This window comes from Pumilibacter intestinalis (assembly GCF_943193005.1).
In the GTDB taxonomy this organism is placed as follows: domain Bacteria; phylum Bacillota; class Clostridia; order Christensenellales; family Pumilibacteraceae; genus Pumilibacter; species Pumilibacter intestinalis.
The window spans coordinates 1-18,105 of the sequence record NZ_CALPCH010000016.1; the positions used below are offsets into that span (position 1 = coordinate 1).

Here is an 18,105-nt window from a genome sequence, read left to right on the forward strand (position 1 = left end):
GTGCTTGTGCCCACGTGGTCACGTACCTCAAAGTACGCTCCCGTGCGGGCACTGCGCCTGTTGTGCGCATCTGCACCACTCTACGCCCGCCGCGGCTGGTTGGGGTTTCCCGTCATTGCGAGCGTAGCGAAGCAATCCCATACATAAGAAAACAAAAAAACTCCGCACACTTTGATTTTTTTCGGCATAATAAAGAATTGCGTAAAGAATAAGCAAAAGACTTGAAAAAAATCGGGATTTGGAGTAAAATATATATGATACGTTATCTTTCCGACGCGCCGCTCGGCAGATGTTGCACTTTTCTTACGGGCGGCAGAGCCAAGCGGTTGGCTTTCGCGTATAATGCGGACGAACTTGCGGAAGCGGCGGACTCGGGCGCGTTGGTGCTCGGGAGGGGCAGCAACGTGCTTATAGGCGACTGCGGATACGCGGGCGACGCGGTAATAAACCGCACAAACGAACGGGTGTTCGAAGGCGGCGTATGCGTTTGCGACAGCGGCGTGCTTATTTCTTCGCTTGCGAGGGAGTATATGGAGCGCGGGCTGTCGGGTCTTGAATGGGCGTACGGACTTCCCGGCACTGTAGGCGGCGCAACCGTGGGCAACGCGGGCGCGTTCGGCGGCTGTATGGCGGATAGCGTGATTTCGGCAGAGGTGCTCGCGGGCGGCAAAATCCGCACGTTGAGCGCGGACGAATGCGTTTTTGCCTACCGTTCGAGCGGCATATGCGGCACGGTAATAAGAGTTACGCTCAAAGCCGAAAGCGGAAACAAAGACTTAATCCGCGCCGAAAGCGAAAACAATCTCAAAACGCGGCGCGACAAGCAACCGCTCGGCGCGAGCGCGGGAAGCGTGTTCAAGGCGGCGGACGGAGTGCCCGCGGGCAAGCTGATAGAAGAGGCGGGATTAAAAGGTCTTACTTTCGGCGGCGCGGAAATATCCGAAAAACACGCAAATTTCATCATCAACCGCGGCGGAGCGGACAGCGGCGACGTTCTCGCTCTCGTAAACGTGGCTCGCGCGGCGGTGTACGATAAGTTCGGAATAAAACTCGAGCGAGAGATAAAACTTTACGGAGATTTTTTTTAAGGGAGAGGCGCATGGCGTTTTTGGGCGATTACCACACACACACCGTTTACAGTCACGGCAAAGGGCTTATAGAGCACAACGTGCTGTTTGCGGTGCGCCGCGCCCTTAAAGAGGTTGCGATTGCCGACCACGGGTTCTCGCATATGGCGTTCGGCGTAAAGAGGAGAAAACTGCCGCAAATGCGCCGCGAAATAGAGCTTCTCGAAATAAAATATCCGCAAGTGCGCGTTTATCTCGGAGTGGAAGCGAACATAATTTCCCGCAAGGGCAAAACGGACGTAAAGAGCGAGGACAAGCCCAAGCTGGATATAACGGTGTGCGGCTATCATAAATTCGTTGCGGGAATGAGTCCCGCGTTTGCCTGGAGCAACAACCTCGGATTTTCGGGCGCGAAAACCGTTGCCCGCAACACCGAAGCGTATGTAAACGCAATCGAGCGCAACGAAATAGATATCCTTTCGCACCCCGGCAACTTTTGCAAGTGCGACGTGCGCGAGGTTGCTCGGGCGTGCAAACATTTCGGCACGTATTTCGAACTCAACGGCAAGCGCATATTTTTGTCCGACGACGAACTTGCGGCGGCGGCGCAGGAGGGTTGCGAGTTTATTTGCAACTCCGACGCGCACACCCCCAAAGCCGTGGGAATGTTCGCCGTTCCGCTCGAGCGCATAGAGCGCGTGGGCATACCGTTTTCTCAAATAGCCAACTACGACAGGTTGCCGTCGTTTAGGAGCTCGACGCGAAAAGAGGGCGGAAAAGAAAAATGAACGACAGCGAAAACGCAAAGATAGGCAAGGCGAGCAAAGAGGAAATTGCCGAAAAGCCGCTCGCGGGCGCAAACGAAAAGTTGGCTTTCATGTCCGCGCTAATCATTTCGTCGGGCTCGCTCATAATCCACGGCGACTCGGTTGCGGTCACGGTATCCACCGAAAACGAACGACTCGAGCGCACCGTTCGCGCCATTGCTTCCGAGCTTGCGGGCGGCGAGTGCCGAGTTACCCGCAAGGGTAAGCGTAGCGAGATAGTTATGGAAAACGCCCTCGAAATGCTGTGCGCCTGCAAAATTCTCGACTCGTCGAACGGATTGAGCGTATGCGAGCGCATAGCCGACGAGTTCAAGAACGAGCGCGGAGCGGTGGCGTATATCCGCGGCGCGTATTTGGGGGCGGGAAGCCTGAGCGCGGGCAAGTACCATCTCGAATTTTCGTTCGGGCGCAGGAGCATAGCCGAGGACTTTGCCGAACTGCTCTCGCGCTACGGCATTGCCGCAAAGATAGCCGTGCGCGGCACTCGGGCGGTGGTGTATCTTAAAGAAAGCGAGGCGATTAGCGACTGTTTGGCTCTCATGGGTGCGGCAAAAGCGGTGCTTTCGCTCAATTCCATTATGGCGCAAAGGCAGATGAGCGAGCACATCAACCGCCAGCAAAACTGCGATATGCACAATATAGACAAGCAAATAAACACGGGAATAAGCCAGTGCGCGTATTTGCGGGAACTCGATATGAACGCGCTTTCGGGCACGCTCGAAGAAACGGCACGGGCGCGGCTCGAGCACCCCGACTACAGCTACGAACAACTCGGAGCGTTGCTCGGAGTGAGCAAGAGCGGACTCAAAAACAGGTTGCGCCGTCTTAAAGAAATTTACGACGACGCTCGCAATATAAGATAAGGAGAACAAAGAAAATGGTTTTCAAAGAAACTGCGGTGGGCAAAATGTTCGGTCATGCCGAAGCTCAAAAATTCGTGGGGCGTTGCATGCGTTTCGACAGCGACATAACGCTCGAAATGGGCACAAAAAAGGTTAACGCCAAAAGTCTAATGGGCGTGGTGAGCCTTGCCCTCAAGCGCGGCAACATTATAACGGTAATCACCAAAGGCGACGACCAAGAAGAGGCGCTCGAGGCGGTGGTGAAAATTTTGTCCGCCCAGTAGCGTTACGGCGGCGTATAAGGGCGCGTCTTGTCACTGCGTTGTGCGCGCCCACTTGGGGCAGTATTAGATATACAGCCCCGCGCGGGCACGCCCACAGCCGTGCCAATCCGCAATCCTTCTCCGCCGCCTTTCGGTTTATCAGTCATTGCGAGCGGCGTAGCCGCGCGGCAATCCCCTGTGGGTAACCATGTCATTGCGAGGCATGAAATGCCGAAGCAATCTCCTGCATGAGAAACAAAAATTACTTTCAAGGATAAAAAATGCAACAATTCGTACATTTGCACGTTCATACCGAATATAGCTTGCTCGACGGAGCAACCCGCATAAACAAACTCTTTTCCGCTTGCGACGAAATGAATATGCCGGCGGTGGCTATCACCGACCACGGCAACATGTACGGCGTTTTGGAGTTTGTGAAAGCCGCCGTTCGTCATACCGACCCCAAGGCGGATTTTTACGAGTTTATGGCGGAGAAACGCCCGTATAAAGTTAAGCCCATAATAGGTTGCGAACTGTACATGTGCAACGATATGTACGATAAAACGAGTCGCGGCGGCAAAATGCCCAAGTACAACCACCTCGTGCTTTTGGCAAAGAACGAAACGGGATACAAAAACCTCGTTAAGCTCGTTTCAATCGCCTACACCGAGGGACTTTATTACAAGCCGCGCATAGATATGGAGCACTTAAAGCCGTACACCGAAGGGCTTATTTGTCTTTCGGCGTGTATCGCGGGCGTAATTCCGCAGGCGATACTCGCGGGCGATATTCCCAAAGCGGACGGGTACGTAAAAGAATTCAAAAGTTTGTTCGGCGACGATTTCTACATAGAAATACAGGACCACAACATAAAGGAACAAAAAATCGTGTTGCCGCATCTGTTACGGCTCGCCCGCGACAACGGCGTAAAGGTTGTGGCAACCAACGACTGCCATTACCTAAAGAAAGAAGATGCCACGATGCAAAAGGTGTTGCAGTGCATTTCTTTCCGCACCACAATGGTGTATAACGAAGACGAGGTGCGCCAAAACGCGGTGGGCGACGGCGTAGCCGACGAGAGCATCAACGACGACGGCTACTTTCCCACCAAGGAGTTTTACTTTAAGAGTTACGACGAAATGTTGTCGCTCTTTCCCTCCGTGCCCGAAAGCCTCGAGAACACGCTCGAGATAGCCGAAAAGTGCGACGGCTGTTACTATTTCCGCAAAGAGCCGCTAATGCCCTCGTACAAGCCCGAGGACGGAAGCGAGCCTTTCGACTTTTTGCACAAGCTCACGTTCGACGGTCTTGCCGGCAAGTACGGAACGATAACCGAGGTGATAGAGAAACGCGCCGAGTACGAGCTGGGAGTAATAAACAAGCTCGGCTTTGTGGACTATTTCCTAATAGTTTGGGATTTCATTCACTGGTCGGAAACGCACGACGTTCCCGTAGGACCGGGGCGCGGCAGCGGCGCGGGCAGTATAGTGGCGTACGCTATAGGCATAACAAAGATTGACCCGCTCAAGTATCAACTCATATTCGAACGCTTTCTCAACGCCGAGCGCGTGTCGAACCCCGATTTCGATATAGACTTTTGCGTGGACAAGCGCGAACTCGTAATTCAGTACGTAACCGAAAAGTACGGCGCGCCCAACGTGTCGCAGATTGTCACGTTCGGCACGATGGCGGCGAAAGCGGCGGTAAAAGACGTGGGGCGGGTATACAACTATCCGTACTCCGAGGTGGAAAAGATAACCAAACTGATACCCGCAATGATGGGCAAAAAGCACCTGCCGCACATACTCGGGCTTCAAAAATGGAAGGATAACGAGCCCAGTCCGGTTATAGGCGAGCTTGCGGAAATGTACGAGAATAACGAAATGGCGCGGGTTATTCTCGATATGGCGATGAAGATTGAGGGTATGCCGCGGCAAACGGGCATGCACGCCGCGGGCGTAATAATCTGTCGCGACCCCATATCCGACCACGTTCCCATGGCAAAAACGGGCGACGGCAACATAACCACCGAGTTCAACATGATAGAGTGCGAGGAACTCGGGCTTCTCAAAATGGACTTTTTGGGACTTCGCACGCTCACCGATATCAAAAAAGCCCTCGATATAATCAAGGTAACGCAGGGCAAAGAAATAGACTTTTACCACATGGAATACGACGACGAGGGCGTGTACAAACTCATAGGCGAGGGCGACACCCACGCGGTGTTCCAGCTCGAAGGCGGCGGCATAAGAAAGTTCATGCGCGACCTAAAGCCGACCACGCTCGAAGATATAATAGCGGGCATTTCGCTTTACCGCCCCGGTCCTATGGACAAGATAGGCGAATACGTATTCAACAAGAAAAATCCCGATAAGATAAAGTACGACCACCCGCTCACCAAGCCCATACTCGAGGTAAGCTACGGCATAATGGTGTATCAAGAGCAGGTTATGCAAATGGTGCAGGCGCTCGGCGGCTACACGCTCGGCAGGGCGGACAACGTGCGCCGAATGATGAGCAAGAAGAAAGTGGACGCCATGGAAAAGGAACGCGAGGTGTTCCTCAACGGCACTGTGGACCACGGCACGGTTATACCCGGTTGCATCAAAAACGGCGTGCCCGAAAGCGTGGGCAACAAGATATACGACGATATGATAGCGTTTGCATCTTACGCCTTCAATAAGAGCCACGCGGCGGCTTATGCGTATTTAACCTATCAAACGGCGTACCTAAAGTGCTACTATCCCGTGGAATTCATAACCGCGGTGCTCAACAACCGCATAACGAGCATAGACGAAATTCGCAACTATCTCAGCTACTTGAAAGACCGCGGAGTTACGGTGCTTCCGCCCTCCATAAACAAATCCGTAGCCGAGTTCAGCGTGGAAAACGGCGCGGTGCGCACGGGACTCGCCGCGATTAAAAACGTGGGCATGGGCGTAATAGAAGAGCTCATTCGCGAGCGCGAAAAGGGCGGCGAATTCACCGATTTCGTGCAGTTCGTAAAGCGCACCGAAAATCTCAACAAGCGCATGCTCGAAAGCCTTATTTACGCGGGCGCGTTCGACTGCTTCGGCAAAACGCGCAGTCAGTATATCGCAGTTTACGAGAGCGTTATAGACCGCGTGAACAAAGACAAAGCCGCACGCCTCAAAGGGCAGTTTTCGTTCTTCGATATGAGCGAGGAGTGCGCCGAACTCGACGCGTTCGAGTATCCCGAAATGCGCGAGTACCCGCTCGGCGTAAAGCTCGCCAAAGAGAAAGAGGTTGCGGGCGTTTACCTTACCGGTCACCCGCTCGAGGAATTTACCGGTCATCTCAAAAAATTCGAATACAATTCGGTCAATATCCGCCCGTCGGAGTCGCAAGAAGACGGCGAGGGCGAGGAAAGCGGTCTTAAAGACGACACCGTGGTAAAATTGGGAGGCATGCTCGTAGAGGCGGAAAAGAAAATTACAAAGTCGGGCAAAGAGATAGCGGTGGGCAAACTCGAAGACCTGTACGGCACGGTGGACTTAATGCTTCCCGGATTTGTTTACAAGCGGCTCAGGAACGTGTTCGTAAAAGACACCATGGTAACGCTTACGGGCAAAATAAAGAACAGGGAAGACTCGGTGTCGGTATGGGTGGAGAGCATCGAGCCGTGGAAAGATATCAAACCCGAAACCCCGCCCAAGATGATATGCTTTTATCTCTCTTTTAACAACAGCGACCCCTCGGTTATGGACAACCTGCAAGAAATACTTTCGGCATATCCGGGGCGCGACGAAACCTACTGCAAAAATCTCGACGACGGCAAACTTTATCCGCTCGGCATAAACGTAGGCGTGGGCGAGAGTCTTATAAACGAAACGAAGGGCTTGCTCGGCGCCGACAACGTAAAAGTCGCCACTCGTCAATCCTGATAAAAAGTAAAAGCGCGCGCAATTATCGCAGTTTCCATAGGGAGTATTCGGTAAGCCGCAGGTTGTAGAGATTAAAGCGTGGCGTGGAGCCACGCTTTTTTGATATTTATATTGCGTGGACAAACGAGGCTACTTGTAGCCAAGTGAGATATAGATATGTTTTATATTTCCCGCAAAATTCAATCGGTTGTGTTCTTCCATTTTTCGTGATATAATGATTGTACGATAAACAGTAATTTAGCAGAGAAATCGGAGGTTTAATATGCTCAATTCGATACCCGATGCAGAAGAAATGACGGGTTTGGTCGGTAAACCATTATACGAAGTATGGAATGGTTTGTGCGCCTTAATAGACGATAATTACGATATGGAACGGTCGTGGAATCAAGGCGGTAAAGCGTGGAAGTACGAGTACAAATATCGTCGGGGCGGTAAAACGCTTTGTGCCTTGTATGCAAGACAAAATTGCATAGGATTTATGGTTGTCTTGGGTAAAGACGAACGGTTAAAGTTTGAAGCCGACAAAGAAAACTACGCAAAATCAGTTCAAGAGATATATGACAATACGCATACTTACCACGATGGGAAATGGATAATGTTTGAGCCGACGGACACTTCATTATTTAATGATTTTATTAGGCTATTGAGCATCAAAAGAAAGCCGAACAGAAAGTAGAAATAAATTTCAATTTATCTTTCTAATAAAGTTTAGCTAAAAGCACTCGAATAAAATGTTCGAGCGCTTTTTTCATAATTTGAAAGCGTATCAATAAAATATTTGGGGGGGGGTCAATTCCCTATGGAAGTGCGCAATTTCTCGCGCGCTTTTTCTTAAGTTGTCGGTCAAACAATATTTTCACCCAAAATTATTTTAGGCATTGTTGTTAAACATCTGTTCCAACGCTTATAAAATTTTTCCACACCGAGTTTGGATACTCTTGCATGCGCTTCTTCGTTCTCTAATACCCAATATAATACGTATGTAACTTTGCCTACGTTTTGTGTAAGACGAACGGGTAATTCTCCTTTTTTAACTGCATTAAAATCTTTTTGTCGGTGAGTGCGTTTTATGTAATGTACGTCAACAACTCCTTCTTGTTTCAAATAGAATTCCGCTACTTCCTTCATTAGTTCTTCGATTTCGTTAAGTTTGGTTAGTTTCGCCTCATATATACATATTTCATTAAACATATTACGTCTCCGCAACTTAATATTTTGTGTTTTGATTATATCATAAAAGGCAAGTAATTTTCAACTTAATTACTTGCCCTTCTTATTAGTGGCTACTTGTGCCGAGTCGTTTTTATATCAATAGAGCCGCGCCGACCGAAACGGGGAGTACGCCGGGGAAGAATATGAATATCACGGCGGCGGCTACGAGCACTGCGTATATTATGAATACCACAAAGCCGTGCTTGAGCGCGAACTCCAATCCCGCCAATACCACAACGAGCAAAATTGCTATTTCGCGCACGCTTTCGAGCACGCGGGTTACGTCGGCGGGCAAAAAGCCCGTGCCGTCGGCGGATTTATACGCCACAATGCGGTTTATGTACATAAACACAATGAGCGCAACGGTGAGAAACGCGAGTATCTCGCCGAGCAGGTCCACTGCTTTTTCCATTTTGCCGCCTAAAGAAAGAGGTTTCATTTTCGTTTTTTCTCCTTTTGTGTTTTATGGCATAATAATAGCACGCGAATTATAGATTATATTAAGAAAAAGATTAAAAACGCATTAAGTTATTTGCGCTAATCGAAAAATCGTGTTATACTGAATAAAAACGAAAAGGGGTGCGTGAAAATGCAAAACACCGTGAAAGTAAAAATTACAATGCAAGACGGCGGAGAAATGAACCTCGACTTATATCCGGACGTTGCGCCTATATCGGTGCAAAACTTTGCGTCGCTGGCTAAGAGCGGATTTTTCGACGGCTTGTGCTTCCACAGAGTTATAGAAAATTTTATGATACAGGGCGGGGGATTTACTCACTCGGGCAACGTGCTTGCGCCCAAGAACGGCGCGAAAACAATCAAGGGCGAATTTGCGTCCAACGGAGTAAATAACGCGCTCAAGCACACGGCGGGCACTATATCCATGGCTCGCACCAACGTGAAAGACTCCGCTTCGAGTCAGTTCTTCATCTGCGTGGCAGACACCCCGTTTTTGGACGGCGAGTATGCCGCGTTCGGGCGTTGCAGCGACCGCGCGAGCATAGACAAGGCGATTGCCATAAGCAAAGTGCTTACGCACAGCGTGGGTTATTACGACGACGTTCCCGTTCAGCCGGTGGTTATCAAGAGCGTGACGGTGACCGAATAATGTTTTTGTCTACGGACAGGCGAATAAAACTCAACACCGCCTTGCGCGACAGCGGGCTTTTCATTTCGTGCGGCAAAAATCCGCCCAACCTTATGTCTACCCACTGGGGTGCGCTCGGCAATATTTGGAACAGGCAAATATTTATACTGCCCGTGCGCAACGGCAAGCTCAGTCACGAAATAATCGAGAGGGATAAGAGCTTCGCCGTGTCCGTCCCCGTAACCGACATGAGCCGCGAAGTCATGCTTTGCGACCACATGAGCGGCTACGACGTGAACAAATTCGAAGAGCTTCATTTTCATCCCAAGCGGGCAAAAAAGATACCCACTTACGTGCTTGCCGACTGCGGGTTGATTCTCGAATGCAAAGTTTTATTTTCCGCGCCCGCCGACTGCGGCTACTTAGACGAAACTCTCAAGCAAGAGATGTACGGCAAAAAAGATTTTCACTCCATCTATTTCGGCGAGGTAATCGACTGCTACGAGTTTAATTGATTTGACATTTGCCGTGTTGTAATATATAATATCTAAGCTACGGAGGCGTATCGAAGCGGTCATAACGAGGCGGTCTTGAAAACCGTTTGCCTTAACGGGCACGGGGGTTCGAATCCCTCCGCCTCCGCCATATCGAAACTCTAATTTGTCTTAAACGAAAACAGCCAAAATAATGACTTTTTGGGGCAAAATAGGGGCGATAACCAAAAAAAAATAAGCACTTACAATCCATAACGGATGGTAGGTGCTTATTTTTTATAAATGCAAGAATTAAGACATTTTATATTTTTATGCTCGGCAAAAGACTACGAATAACAATGGTTTGCGGAAACATAGCATTTAGATATTTAGCAAATCAATCTACGAAAACAACACCGTGGTCGGTCTATTTTGTAATTTTTATTTATAAATAGATTGAGAGCAAGCTCAATTTGTGGTATAATGTTTTAGCTCAAATAGATCGACAAACAGTAATTTAGCTTATTCTGATTTATTCAACTGTTTATCTATTCTGAATGCCAAAAAGTCGGTACGATTGTTATATATAAGAGAAGGAAAAATTTATTTTAAGTACTTGCTTTTTTAAGGTTGATATGATATAATAGTTTCATTCCCGAAAAGGAGTAAAAAATATGCGGCAAGGTATTCTTAAATAAAACTATAATCAAATAGTGGGAACAAAGAATTATGATAGTCCCTTTCGTGGGGGGCTTAGTTTTTGTACCCAATTTAAGAATACTTTTGCCTTATCAATTTTGACATATCCAAAAAACAGCAATCATAAATAGGTGCATGCTGTAAGCGAAAATGTTTGCGCCCATAGTTTTTGCTTTTTTATGTGTATGTCCGCAAATTATAATCCCCAGTGGTAAAAGTATTTTACTGCCGGGGATTTTTATGCCCTTTAGGGCTGTAAAATGAGGACAATCACATGAAAATAATTAATATTGGCATTCTTGCCCATGTAGACGCAGGAAAAACAACATTGACGGAAAGCCTGCTATACACCAGTGGAGCGATTGCGGAACAAGGAAACGTGGATAAAGGAACTACAAGAACAGACACTATGATTTTGGAACGGCAACGGGGAATCACCATTCAGACAGCGGTTACTTCTTTTTGCTGGAATGGTTATAAAATCAATATCGTGGACACTCCCGGTCATATGGATTTTTTAACCGAAGCATACCGCTCTTTATCTGTCCTTGACGGAGCTGTTTTAGTCATTTCGGCAAAAGACGGCGTACAGGCACAGACCCGTATATTATTCCATGCACTTCAGAAGATGAACATCCCGACAATTATCTTCGTAAATAAGATAGACCAAAATGGAATCGACCTGCGGCGTGTTTACCAAAGCATCAAAGATAAACTTACCAGTGATATGATTGTCATGCAGGAGGTTGCCTTGTCGCCAAAGATAACCATAACCGATATTTCTGATTTGGACAAATGGGATATTATTATTTCAGGAAACGATGAACTATTAGAACGATATGTTGCAGAGGATTCTTTGGATATACAGGAATTACAATATGAAAAGTGCAAAAGAACCAGATGCTGCTCTTTGTTTCCTGTTTATCATGGGAGTGCAAAAGACAATTTAGGAACAGAAAAACTGATTGAAGCGATTACAGAAACTTTCATTACAGAAACAGACGATATTCAGTCTGAATTATGTGGATATGTTTTTAAGGTTGAGTATACAGAGCGGAAAAAACGGCTTTCTTATTTACGCCTGTATCATGGGACGCTCCATTTACGGGATACACTGCTGCTGTCAAAAAAGAAAAAAATAAAGATTACAGAAATGTGTATTCCGTCAAATGGTGAAATCGTCCCGGCTGACCATGCCTGTCCGGGAGAAATTGTTATTTTAGCTGATGATACTTTGAAACTGAACGACATTGTGGGAAATGAAAAACTCCTGCCTCACAAAACACGGATTGATAATCCCATGCCATTACTTCGTACAACTGTAGAGCCGCAAAAGCCAGAGCAAAGGGAAGCCCTGTTAAATGCCCTCGCAGAGATTGCTGATACAGACCCTCTTTTGCATTTTGACATTGATACGGTTACACATGAGATTATTTTATCTTTTTTGGGAAAATTACAGTTAGAAGTTATTTGTTCGCTATTAGAAGAAAAATATCATGTGAGCGTGGATATGAAAGAGCCTTCGATTATTTATATGGAAAGACCACAAAGAAAAGCAAGCCATACAATCCATATTGAAGTGCCGCCAAATCCATTTTGGGCATCTATTGGTTTGACTGTAACACCTCTTTCTGTCGGAAGCGGAACACAATATAAAAGCGAGGTATCTCTCGGCTATTTAAACCAAAGTTTTCAAAATGCCGTCATGGAGGGTGTGCGTTATGGAATGGAACAGGGCTTATATGGCTGGAGCGTGACAGATTGCCAAATTTGCTTTGATTATGGAGTTTATTACAGCCCTGTCAGTACACCCGCTGATTTTCGTTTTCTTGCACCTATTGTATTGGAGCAAGTATTGAAAAAAGCAGGAACACAGTTGTTGGAACCATATCTTTCTTTTACAATTTTTACACCGCAGGAATATCTTTCGCGGGCTTATAATGACGCACGAAAGTATTGCGCAATAATTGAATCAACCAGACTTGAAAAAGATGAAGTTATTTTTAAGGGGGAAATCCCTGCCCGTTGTATTGACGAATATAGGAATGATTTGAATTTTTATACAAATGGAAGAAGTGTTTGTATTACAGAATTAAAAGGGTATCAGGAAACTTCTGGCGAGCCTGTATTTCAGCCACGCCGCCCGAACAGCCGTTTAGATAAGGTTCGCCATATGTTTCAAAAGATAATGTAATGTTTTTCGCAATGCAAGCGTTCATTAATAAAAGCCTATACCATTTGGGAAAGAAAAGACAAATAGCAGTCAAGACGACAACAATCAGAAGTTATGGAGGGTAATAATGGAATATACTAAGGAAGATTTAATGGAAGCAAAAAGGCAAATTGATTCAACATTGCATAAATTACGGGAAACAATAATAACCTTTGAAGCAAAAGAAAATTCAGAGAGATATAAGTCACAAATCACTTTGGCGAAAAGACGAATAAAGGCTTTTGAAATAGCAAATTACTTTATAGGAAACGAAATTGAAAACAGTTAGTAAATTCAAAACTCTGGTTTCGCAGCAAGTGAAATCGTTAGGCAGTATAAATTAAATTTGCAAAGACAGCAGTGATAGTTAATAGCAAGATGAAAACCAATGGCATTTCTAATCAAAAAGGAGGATAACAATATATGCCAAGTCCGAAAGAAGTAGTAAATAAATGGGTAGACGCTTTTAATGTCGGTGATGTGGACATGATTATTAGTCTGTATGATAATAATGCAACAAACCATCAAGTTGCAAATGAACCTGTTGTAGGAGTTGTGGCTATTAGAGAAATGTTTGCAAATGAGTTTGCAACTGCAAAAATGGTTTGTATTGTGGAAAATATTTTTGAGGATGGGCAATGGGCAATCTTGGAATGGCGTGATCCATTGGGGTTACGGGGGTGTGGTTTTTTTCAGGTAGTGAATGGGAAAATTTTATTCCAACGAGGCTATTGGGATAAGCTTTCATTTTTGAAACAGCACAATCTTCCAATAGAGTAAATATAGCATTTAGGAGAAAATATGGAATATCGGACATTGGAAAATACAGATTCCGTTTGTATATACGAAGCGTTTACACAGGCATTTTCTGATTATCAGGTTTCAGTTGATATGTCTTTTAAGTCTTTTGAAACAATGCTGAAAAGAAATGGATTTATGCCTGCGGTTTCAGTTGGAGCCTTTGCAGATAGAACGCTTGTCGGTTTTATCTTGAATGGAGTGAGAGATTGGGATAACGAAAAGACAGTCTATGACCTCGGAACAGGAGTTATCCCCGATTTTCGGAGAACAGGAATTATGGGGGAATTATTGAATCTGGTTAGCACTATATGTATAAAAAATAAAATCAGTGTGTATCAACTGGAAGTGATTCAAGATAATGAGAAGGCGCTCACTTTATATAAAAAACAGGGATTTCGAATTAACAGAATATTGAATTGTTACCAACTGACGGGCAAGATAAAAGAACCGGGCGTACATAAAGTATGGAAACTGGAACATCCGGAAAAATTACAAGATGATCAATGGACAGCGGTCAAAGATTTTTGGACTTATCCACCTTCATGGCAAAACGCAAAAGATGCTGTTTGTGCAATCGCTGAATCCTTTTCTTATACGATTGTTAAATTTGATGGAAACTTGATTGGATATGGTATTGTGGACAAAATAAAAGGAGATATTGCGCAGTTAGCGGTACATCCCCAATATCGCAGAATGGGAGTTGCCACAGAGATTTTGTTAGATTTACTTAAACAAACAAAGAGTTTAGAGATGAGAGTAATAAATGTGGATGAACGGGATCAGGCATTGAACGCTTTTTTGAAGAAATTGAAATTTAGTGTATTTGTTAAACAATATGAAATGAGAAAACATTTTTCTGCTTAGGATATTGTATAGATGAAGAAGCTGACTTGAGGACAGTTGTCAGTAAAGGAGTAGTTATGAGATATAACAAAACAATAATATTAAGTAATGGCATGGAATGTTGTTTGAGGAATGGAACAGAGAGTGATGGTCAGCTTGTAGTGGATAATTTCAATCTGACACATAGTGAAACAGATTATTTGCTTACATATCCAGATGAAAACAGTTTTAATGTCGAACAGGAGAGCCAGTTTCTGAAAGAAAAAGCTGAGAGTGAAAGAGAGATTGAATTGCTTGCCATAGTTGACAGTGTTATTGTGGGAACAGCAGGAATTGAGGCAATCGGTACAAAATATAAGGTACGGCATCGAGCAGAATTTGGCATCAGTGTTGTGAAAAAGTATTGGGGACTTGGAATTGGTAAGGCTTTGCTGACTTCGTGTATCGAATGTGCTAAAACAGCGGGATATAACCAGCTTGAACTTAAAGTAGTTGCTGAAAATGAAAGAGCAGTTTCTATGTATGAACGGGCTGGATTTGTCGAGTATGGAAGAAATCCGAAAGGTTTTAATTCTCGTAAGACAGGGTTTCAAGAAGTTATTTATATGAGGTTAGAATTGTAATGGGCATACCGAAGCTTTGGCAAAATCCCTCTTGTGGCACTAAAAGTATGCTTTCTTCGTAAATGTACAGTTGAATAATATCTAGAATTGGTAATCATGGCTAACTGCATTTAAGTGGTAATTGGAAATTAAGGAGCTTCAAAAGAATGGCTACACCAAAAGAAGAACATAGAGGAGTAATAGAAGGATATTTTTATGCGGCTTGTCCGTTTTGCCGAACGACGCTAACGCAAGGGCAGAACGGCACAAATTGCTTTATAAAATGTCCGCAATGCGGTCGCTATATTCACATCATAATAAAGGATGATTCGGTGTTGACCAAACTCAAAGAAACATAAATAACTTAGCACCCGAAAGGGTGCTTTTTATTTTATTAGATAAAATTCGTCAAAACTTACAATTTTATTCTGTCATAAAAATGATAGTATGAGCATAGGCACTCGCGGGGTGATCGCATAAAGCGAGAAACGTGAAAGCAGCCGAATTTCATACTGTTACGAGCCCGAATCCGAAAAATGATTGCAAGCCGAGCAGAGCAATACTGCCTCCCAAAATTGGAAGGTTAATTTGCTTTGACTCGGCTTTTTAACTTTTCTGCCCGGTGGCGTGTTGCAACGCTGTCGGGCTTTTTTTATTTGCCTAAATTCACGAAAGAAAAATTTTCAATCCGACATCAGGTGTCGTATTGGCACGCCAAAATAGGCACGAAGACTTTGTGAAGGAGGTAAGGATATGCAATCGGCACTCGAAAGACGACAAGAACTATTCGAAGTGATGTGCGAACGCCGTCATGACACAATAGACAATCTTGCATTTCAGTTCGGCGTTGACCGTCGCACGATAGAAAGAGATATCGAACTATTGAGCCTATCCAGACCTATCTATACCACAAAGGGAACAGGGGGTGGCGTACATATAGTGGACGGATATAGATACGGAAATAAGTATTTAACGGAAGAAGAAACGGAATTTTTGGAAGGTGTGGCAACAAGGCTCACGGGTAGCGAATTCGTGCAGATGCAGAAAATTATCAATCGCTTTCGCACACCGAAGAGAGGTGGCAGATGAGAGCGGTAAGACAAGGCGATACGATCCGAATCTATGACAGTTATCTCTACCGAGAAAGCATCAAGGAAATAGACGGACGGTTCTATGACGCAAATGAGAAGTGTTGGGTAATACCGCTGAATTCGAAGAACGTCGCAACGCTCGGACTTCTCGGAGCGACACTCGACAAAGAACTCACGGAGATGGCTAAAACCGAACGTGGGGCGTTTGTGAGCGTTTGTACGCATCCTACGCCGAGAGTGAAAGCAAAGCTCTTCCGTCATCAGCAGGATGCATACGATTTCGCACTCGAAATATTCAAGCAAGGCAAGGCGGTCGCTTTGCTTGCGGATATGGGAACGGGCAAGTCGATGATGACGATAGCAATCACGGGAACGCTTGAGAAAGAGTGCAGCGTTAAGAAGATGCTCGTGCTTTGTCCGAAATCCATCGTCGGGGTGTGGGAGGAAGAGTTCCGTAAGTTTGCAGACTACAAATATGCACTCACGGTATTGGACGGAACGATGGAGAAAAAGAAAGCGGCGTTCGGATTTATGAACGGAGCCGCCTTGCAAGTGATCGTCGTCAACTATGAATCGTGTTGGCGGTTGGAAAAGGAAATCACAAAGTGGCATCCTGACTTAATCGTGTGCGATGAGAGCAGCAAGATAAAGACTCCGTCGGCATCGCAGTCGAAAGCATTGCATCGGTTGGGGCGAATTACAAAGTACAACATGATACTCACGGGAACGCCGATAACGGGCAGTCCGCTCGACGTTTTCTCGCAGTACAAGTTTTTGGACGATAGCATCTTCGGTTCGAGTTTTTATCTGTTCCGAAACCGCTACGCCATAATGGGCGGTTACCAAAACCGAATGATAATAGGATACCGACACTTGGACGAACTCGTGGAAAAGGTGCATAGCATAGCCTTTCGCATCAAGATCGAAGACGCCGTGGATTTGCCGCCGTTTATCGATAAAACGCAGATAGTTCCGCTCGAACCGAAAGCACAGACAACCTATCGCCAGATAGAAAAAGACTGCTACGCCGAACTCGCAAGCGGAGAAGTAACGGCAAGGAACGTGCTGACGCAGCTCTTGCGGTTGGCACAATGCACGGGCGGATTTATAAGGGACGATGCAACGGGAACTGCACAGCAAGTGAGCGGAGCGAAGCTCGAAGCCCTCGAAGATATTGTGGATACTTGCATAGCCGAAGGGAAAAAGGTTGTGGTGTTCGCTCGGTTCGTTCCAGAGATAGAAGCCATCGAGAAAATGCTCAAAGACAAGGGTATAGGATACTCGCTCATTTACGGAGCAACGAAAGACCGTGCAGAGCAGGTGTCAAAGTTCCAGACCGATGCCGACACAAAGGTATTCATCGGTCAGTTGCAGACCACGGGAATGGGACTGACGCTGACGGCGGCAAGCGTGGCGGTGTTTTATTCGTTGGACTTTTCATACGCCAACTACGAACAGAGCCGAGCGAGAATCCACCGAATCGGACAGAAGATGACGTGTTTGTATATCCATCTCGTATGCAAAGGAACGGTGGACGAAAAGATAATGCAAGCCTTAAAGCATAAAGGCGATATCGCCAACCTTATGGTGGATGATTGGAGGACACTCTTAAATGGCTAAAAAATATTTTTTATACGGCAAGGAATTTTCGCTTGCCGAACTCTGCAGACTCTACGGACAGCATCGCAGCACGGTAGAGGGCAGACTCAAAAAAGGCGTTCCCCTTGAAAGGGCGTTAATAGAAAACGGGAGGTATAAATTGAACACGCAACTACTAATCTTGTCCGACAAGCTCAAAGACCTAAAAGCCAAGAAGAGCGAGTTGGATGCACAAACGAAAAGCGTAAACGAAGAAATCGACGGAATCACGGTAGAGATGATCGAACTGATGACAAACGAAGAGCTGACGAGTTTCAAACGTGACGGCACGACGTTCTCGCTCGTAACGCAGGAATATCCTGCACCCGAACCCGACCGCAAACCCGAACTGTGGGAAGCGATGAAACAAAACGGATTCGAAGACCTGTTCACGATAAACAGTCAGACGCTGACCGCAACGGTTAAGGAACTCATAGCCGAGAACAACGGGGAATTGCCCGAATGGTTGTGCGGCTTAATCAAGGTAGCGGAGAAAAACAGTATCCGCATGACAAAGTCTAAAAAATATTAAATTTGGAGGCA

General features: G+C 45.9%; 19 protein-coding genes and 1 tRNA gene. 18 read left to right on the top strand and 2 right to left on the bottom strand.

Features of this window, described 5'->3' with window-relative positions; genetic code table 11:
* From NFR55_RS07965 to NFR55_RS07995, 7 genes are all read left to right on the top strand, one after another.
* A partial coding sequence (locus NFR55_RS07965; RefSeq protein WP_251548070.1) for a hypothetical protein occupies nucleotides 1-212 on the top strand: 212 nt, incomplete at its 5' end.
* A gap of 42 nt (nucleotides 213-254) precedes the next feature.
* A complete protein-coding gene (gene murB, locus NFR55_RS07970; protein ID WP_251548072.1) occupies nucleotides 255-1,088 on the top strand; it encodes a UDP-N-acetylmuramate dehydrogenase in 834 nt (277 codons plus the stop codon).
* An 11-nt stretch (nucleotides 1,089-1,099) separates the two neighbouring features.
* Complete coding sequence (locus NFR55_RS07975; RefSeq protein ID WP_251548074.1) at nucleotides 1,100-1,855, top strand: PHP domain-containing protein; 756 nt, start codon at nucleotides 1,100-1,102, stop codon at nucleotides 1,853-1,855.
* Nucleotides 1,852-2,757: a DNA-binding protein WhiA gene (whiA, locus tag NFR55_RS07980; protein ID WP_251548076.1), complete on the top strand. Its 906-nt coding sequence runs from the start codon at nucleotides 1,852-1,854 to the stop codon at nucleotides 2,755-2,757. The genes NFR55_RS07975 and whiA overlap by 4 nt, the downstream gene beginning before the upstream one ends.
* A gap of 14 nt (nucleotides 2,758-2,771) precedes the next feature.
* Nucleotides 2,772-3,020 carry an HPr family phosphocarrier protein gene (locus NFR55_RS07985; protein WP_251548078.1) on the top strand — a complete coding sequence of 83 codons (249 nt, stop codon included), beginning with the start codon at nucleotides 2,772-2,774 and terminating at the stop codon, nucleotides 3,018-3,020.
* Nucleotides 3,021-3,280: 260 nt separating this feature from the next.
* The gene (locus NFR55_RS07990; protein WP_251548080.1) at nucleotides 3,281-6,904 is read left to right on the top strand and encodes a DNA polymerase III subunit alpha; all 3,624 of its coding nucleotides are present in this window, start codon (nucleotides 3,281-3,283) and stop codon (nucleotides 6,902-6,904) included.
* A 262-nt stretch (nucleotides 6,905-7,166) separates the two neighbouring features.
* Complete coding sequence (locus NFR55_RS07995; RefSeq protein ID WP_251548082.1) at nucleotides 7,167-7,580, top strand: DUF3788 domain-containing protein; 414 nt, start codon at nucleotides 7,167-7,169, stop codon at nucleotides 7,578-7,580.
* A gap of 167 nt (nucleotides 7,581-7,747) precedes the next feature.
* On the opposite strand, the gene NFR55_RS08000 is transcribed toward NFR55_RS07995, so the two are convergent.
* Together NFR55_RS08000 and NFR55_RS08005 are read right to left on the bottom strand one after the other, a co-directional pair.
* Nucleotides 7,748-8,095, bottom strand: coding sequence for a hypothetical protein (locus NFR55_RS08000; protein ID WP_251548084.1), 348 nt, complete (start codon nucleotides 8,093-8,095; stop codon nucleotides 7,748-7,750).
* Between the two features lie 112 nt (nucleotides 8,096-8,207).
* Nucleotides 8,208-8,555 carry a hypothetical protein gene (locus tag NFR55_RS08005; RefSeq protein WP_251548086.1) on the bottom strand — a complete coding sequence of 116 codons (348 nt, stop codon included), beginning with the start codon at nucleotides 8,553-8,555 and terminating at the stop codon, nucleotides 8,208-8,210.
* 150 nt (nucleotides 8,556-8,705) lie between these two features.
* Here NFR55_RS08005 and NFR55_RS08010 point away from each other — a divergent pair, with 150 nt between their 5' ends.
* The 11 genes from NFR55_RS08010 to NFR55_RS08060 all read left to right on the top strand — a co-directional run bounded on the left by NFR55_RS08010 (nucleotide 8,706) and on the right by NFR55_RS08060 (nucleotide 18,094).
* Nucleotides 8,706-9,224: a peptidylprolyl isomerase gene (locus tag NFR55_RS08010; protein WP_251548088.1), complete on the top strand. Its 519-nt coding sequence runs from the start codon at nucleotides 8,706-8,708 to the stop codon at nucleotides 9,222-9,224.
* A complete protein-coding gene (locus NFR55_RS08015; protein WP_251548090.1) occupies nucleotides 9,224-9,718 on the top strand; it encodes a flavin reductase in 495 nt (164 codons plus the stop codon). The genes NFR55_RS08010 and NFR55_RS08015 overlap by 1 nt, the downstream gene beginning before the upstream one ends.
* A gap of 41 nt (nucleotides 9,719-9,759) precedes the next feature.
* Nucleotides 9,760-9,848 (top strand) — tRNA-Ser (locus NFR55_RS08020).
* 801 nt (nucleotides 9,849-10,649) lie between these two features.
* Nucleotides 10,650-12,569, top strand: coding sequence for a tetracycline resistance ribosomal protection protein Tet(32) (tet(32), locus tag NFR55_RS08025; protein WP_251548093.1), 1,920 nt, complete (start codon nucleotides 10,650-10,652; stop codon nucleotides 12,567-12,569).
* Between the two features lie 106 nt (nucleotides 12,570-12,675).
* Nucleotides 12,676-12,876: a hypothetical protein gene (locus NFR55_RS08030; RefSeq protein ID WP_251548095.1), complete on the top strand. Its 201-nt coding sequence runs from the start codon at nucleotides 12,676-12,678 to the stop codon at nucleotides 12,874-12,876.
* 134 nt (nucleotides 12,877-13,010) lie between these two features.
* Nucleotides 13,011-13,367 carry a nuclear transport factor 2 family protein gene (locus NFR55_RS08035; RefSeq protein ID WP_251548097.1) on the top strand — a complete coding sequence of 119 codons (357 nt, stop codon included), beginning with the start codon at nucleotides 13,011-13,013 and terminating at the stop codon, nucleotides 13,365-13,367.
* Nucleotides 13,368-13,388: 21 nt separating this feature from the next.
* Nucleotides 13,389-14,252: a GNAT family N-acetyltransferase gene (locus NFR55_RS08040; RefSeq protein ID WP_251548099.1), complete on the top strand. Its 864-nt coding sequence runs from the start codon at nucleotides 13,389-13,391 to the stop codon at nucleotides 14,250-14,252.
* 56 nt (nucleotides 14,253-14,308) lie between these two features.
* Nucleotides 14,309-14,854, top strand: coding sequence for a GNAT family N-acetyltransferase (locus NFR55_RS08045; protein WP_251548101.1), 546 nt, complete (start codon nucleotides 14,309-14,311; stop codon nucleotides 14,852-14,854).
* 774 nt (nucleotides 14,855-15,628) lie between these two features.
* Nucleotides 15,629-15,922, top strand: a complete 294-nt coding sequence (locus tag NFR55_RS08050; RefSeq protein WP_251548193.1) for an HTH domain-containing protein — start codon at nucleotides 15,629-15,631, stop codon at nucleotides 15,920-15,922.
* The gene (locus tag NFR55_RS08055; protein WP_251548103.1) at nucleotides 15,919-17,544 is read left to right on the top strand and encodes a DEAD/DEAH box helicase; all 1,626 of its coding nucleotides are present in this window, start codon (nucleotides 15,919-15,921) and stop codon (nucleotides 17,542-17,544) included. The genes NFR55_RS08050 and NFR55_RS08055 overlap by 4 nt, the downstream gene beginning before the upstream one ends.
* Nucleotides 17,537-18,094 (top strand): gp33 family protein, encoded by a 558-nt coding sequence (locus NFR55_RS08060; protein ID WP_251548105.1) that lies wholly within the window; start codon nucleotides 17,537-17,539, stop codon nucleotides 18,092-18,094. Before NFR55_RS08055 ends, NFR55_RS08060 begins: the two co-directional genes overlap by 8 nt.
* The last annotated feature ends 11 nt before the right edge of the window (nucleotides 18,095-18,105 follow it).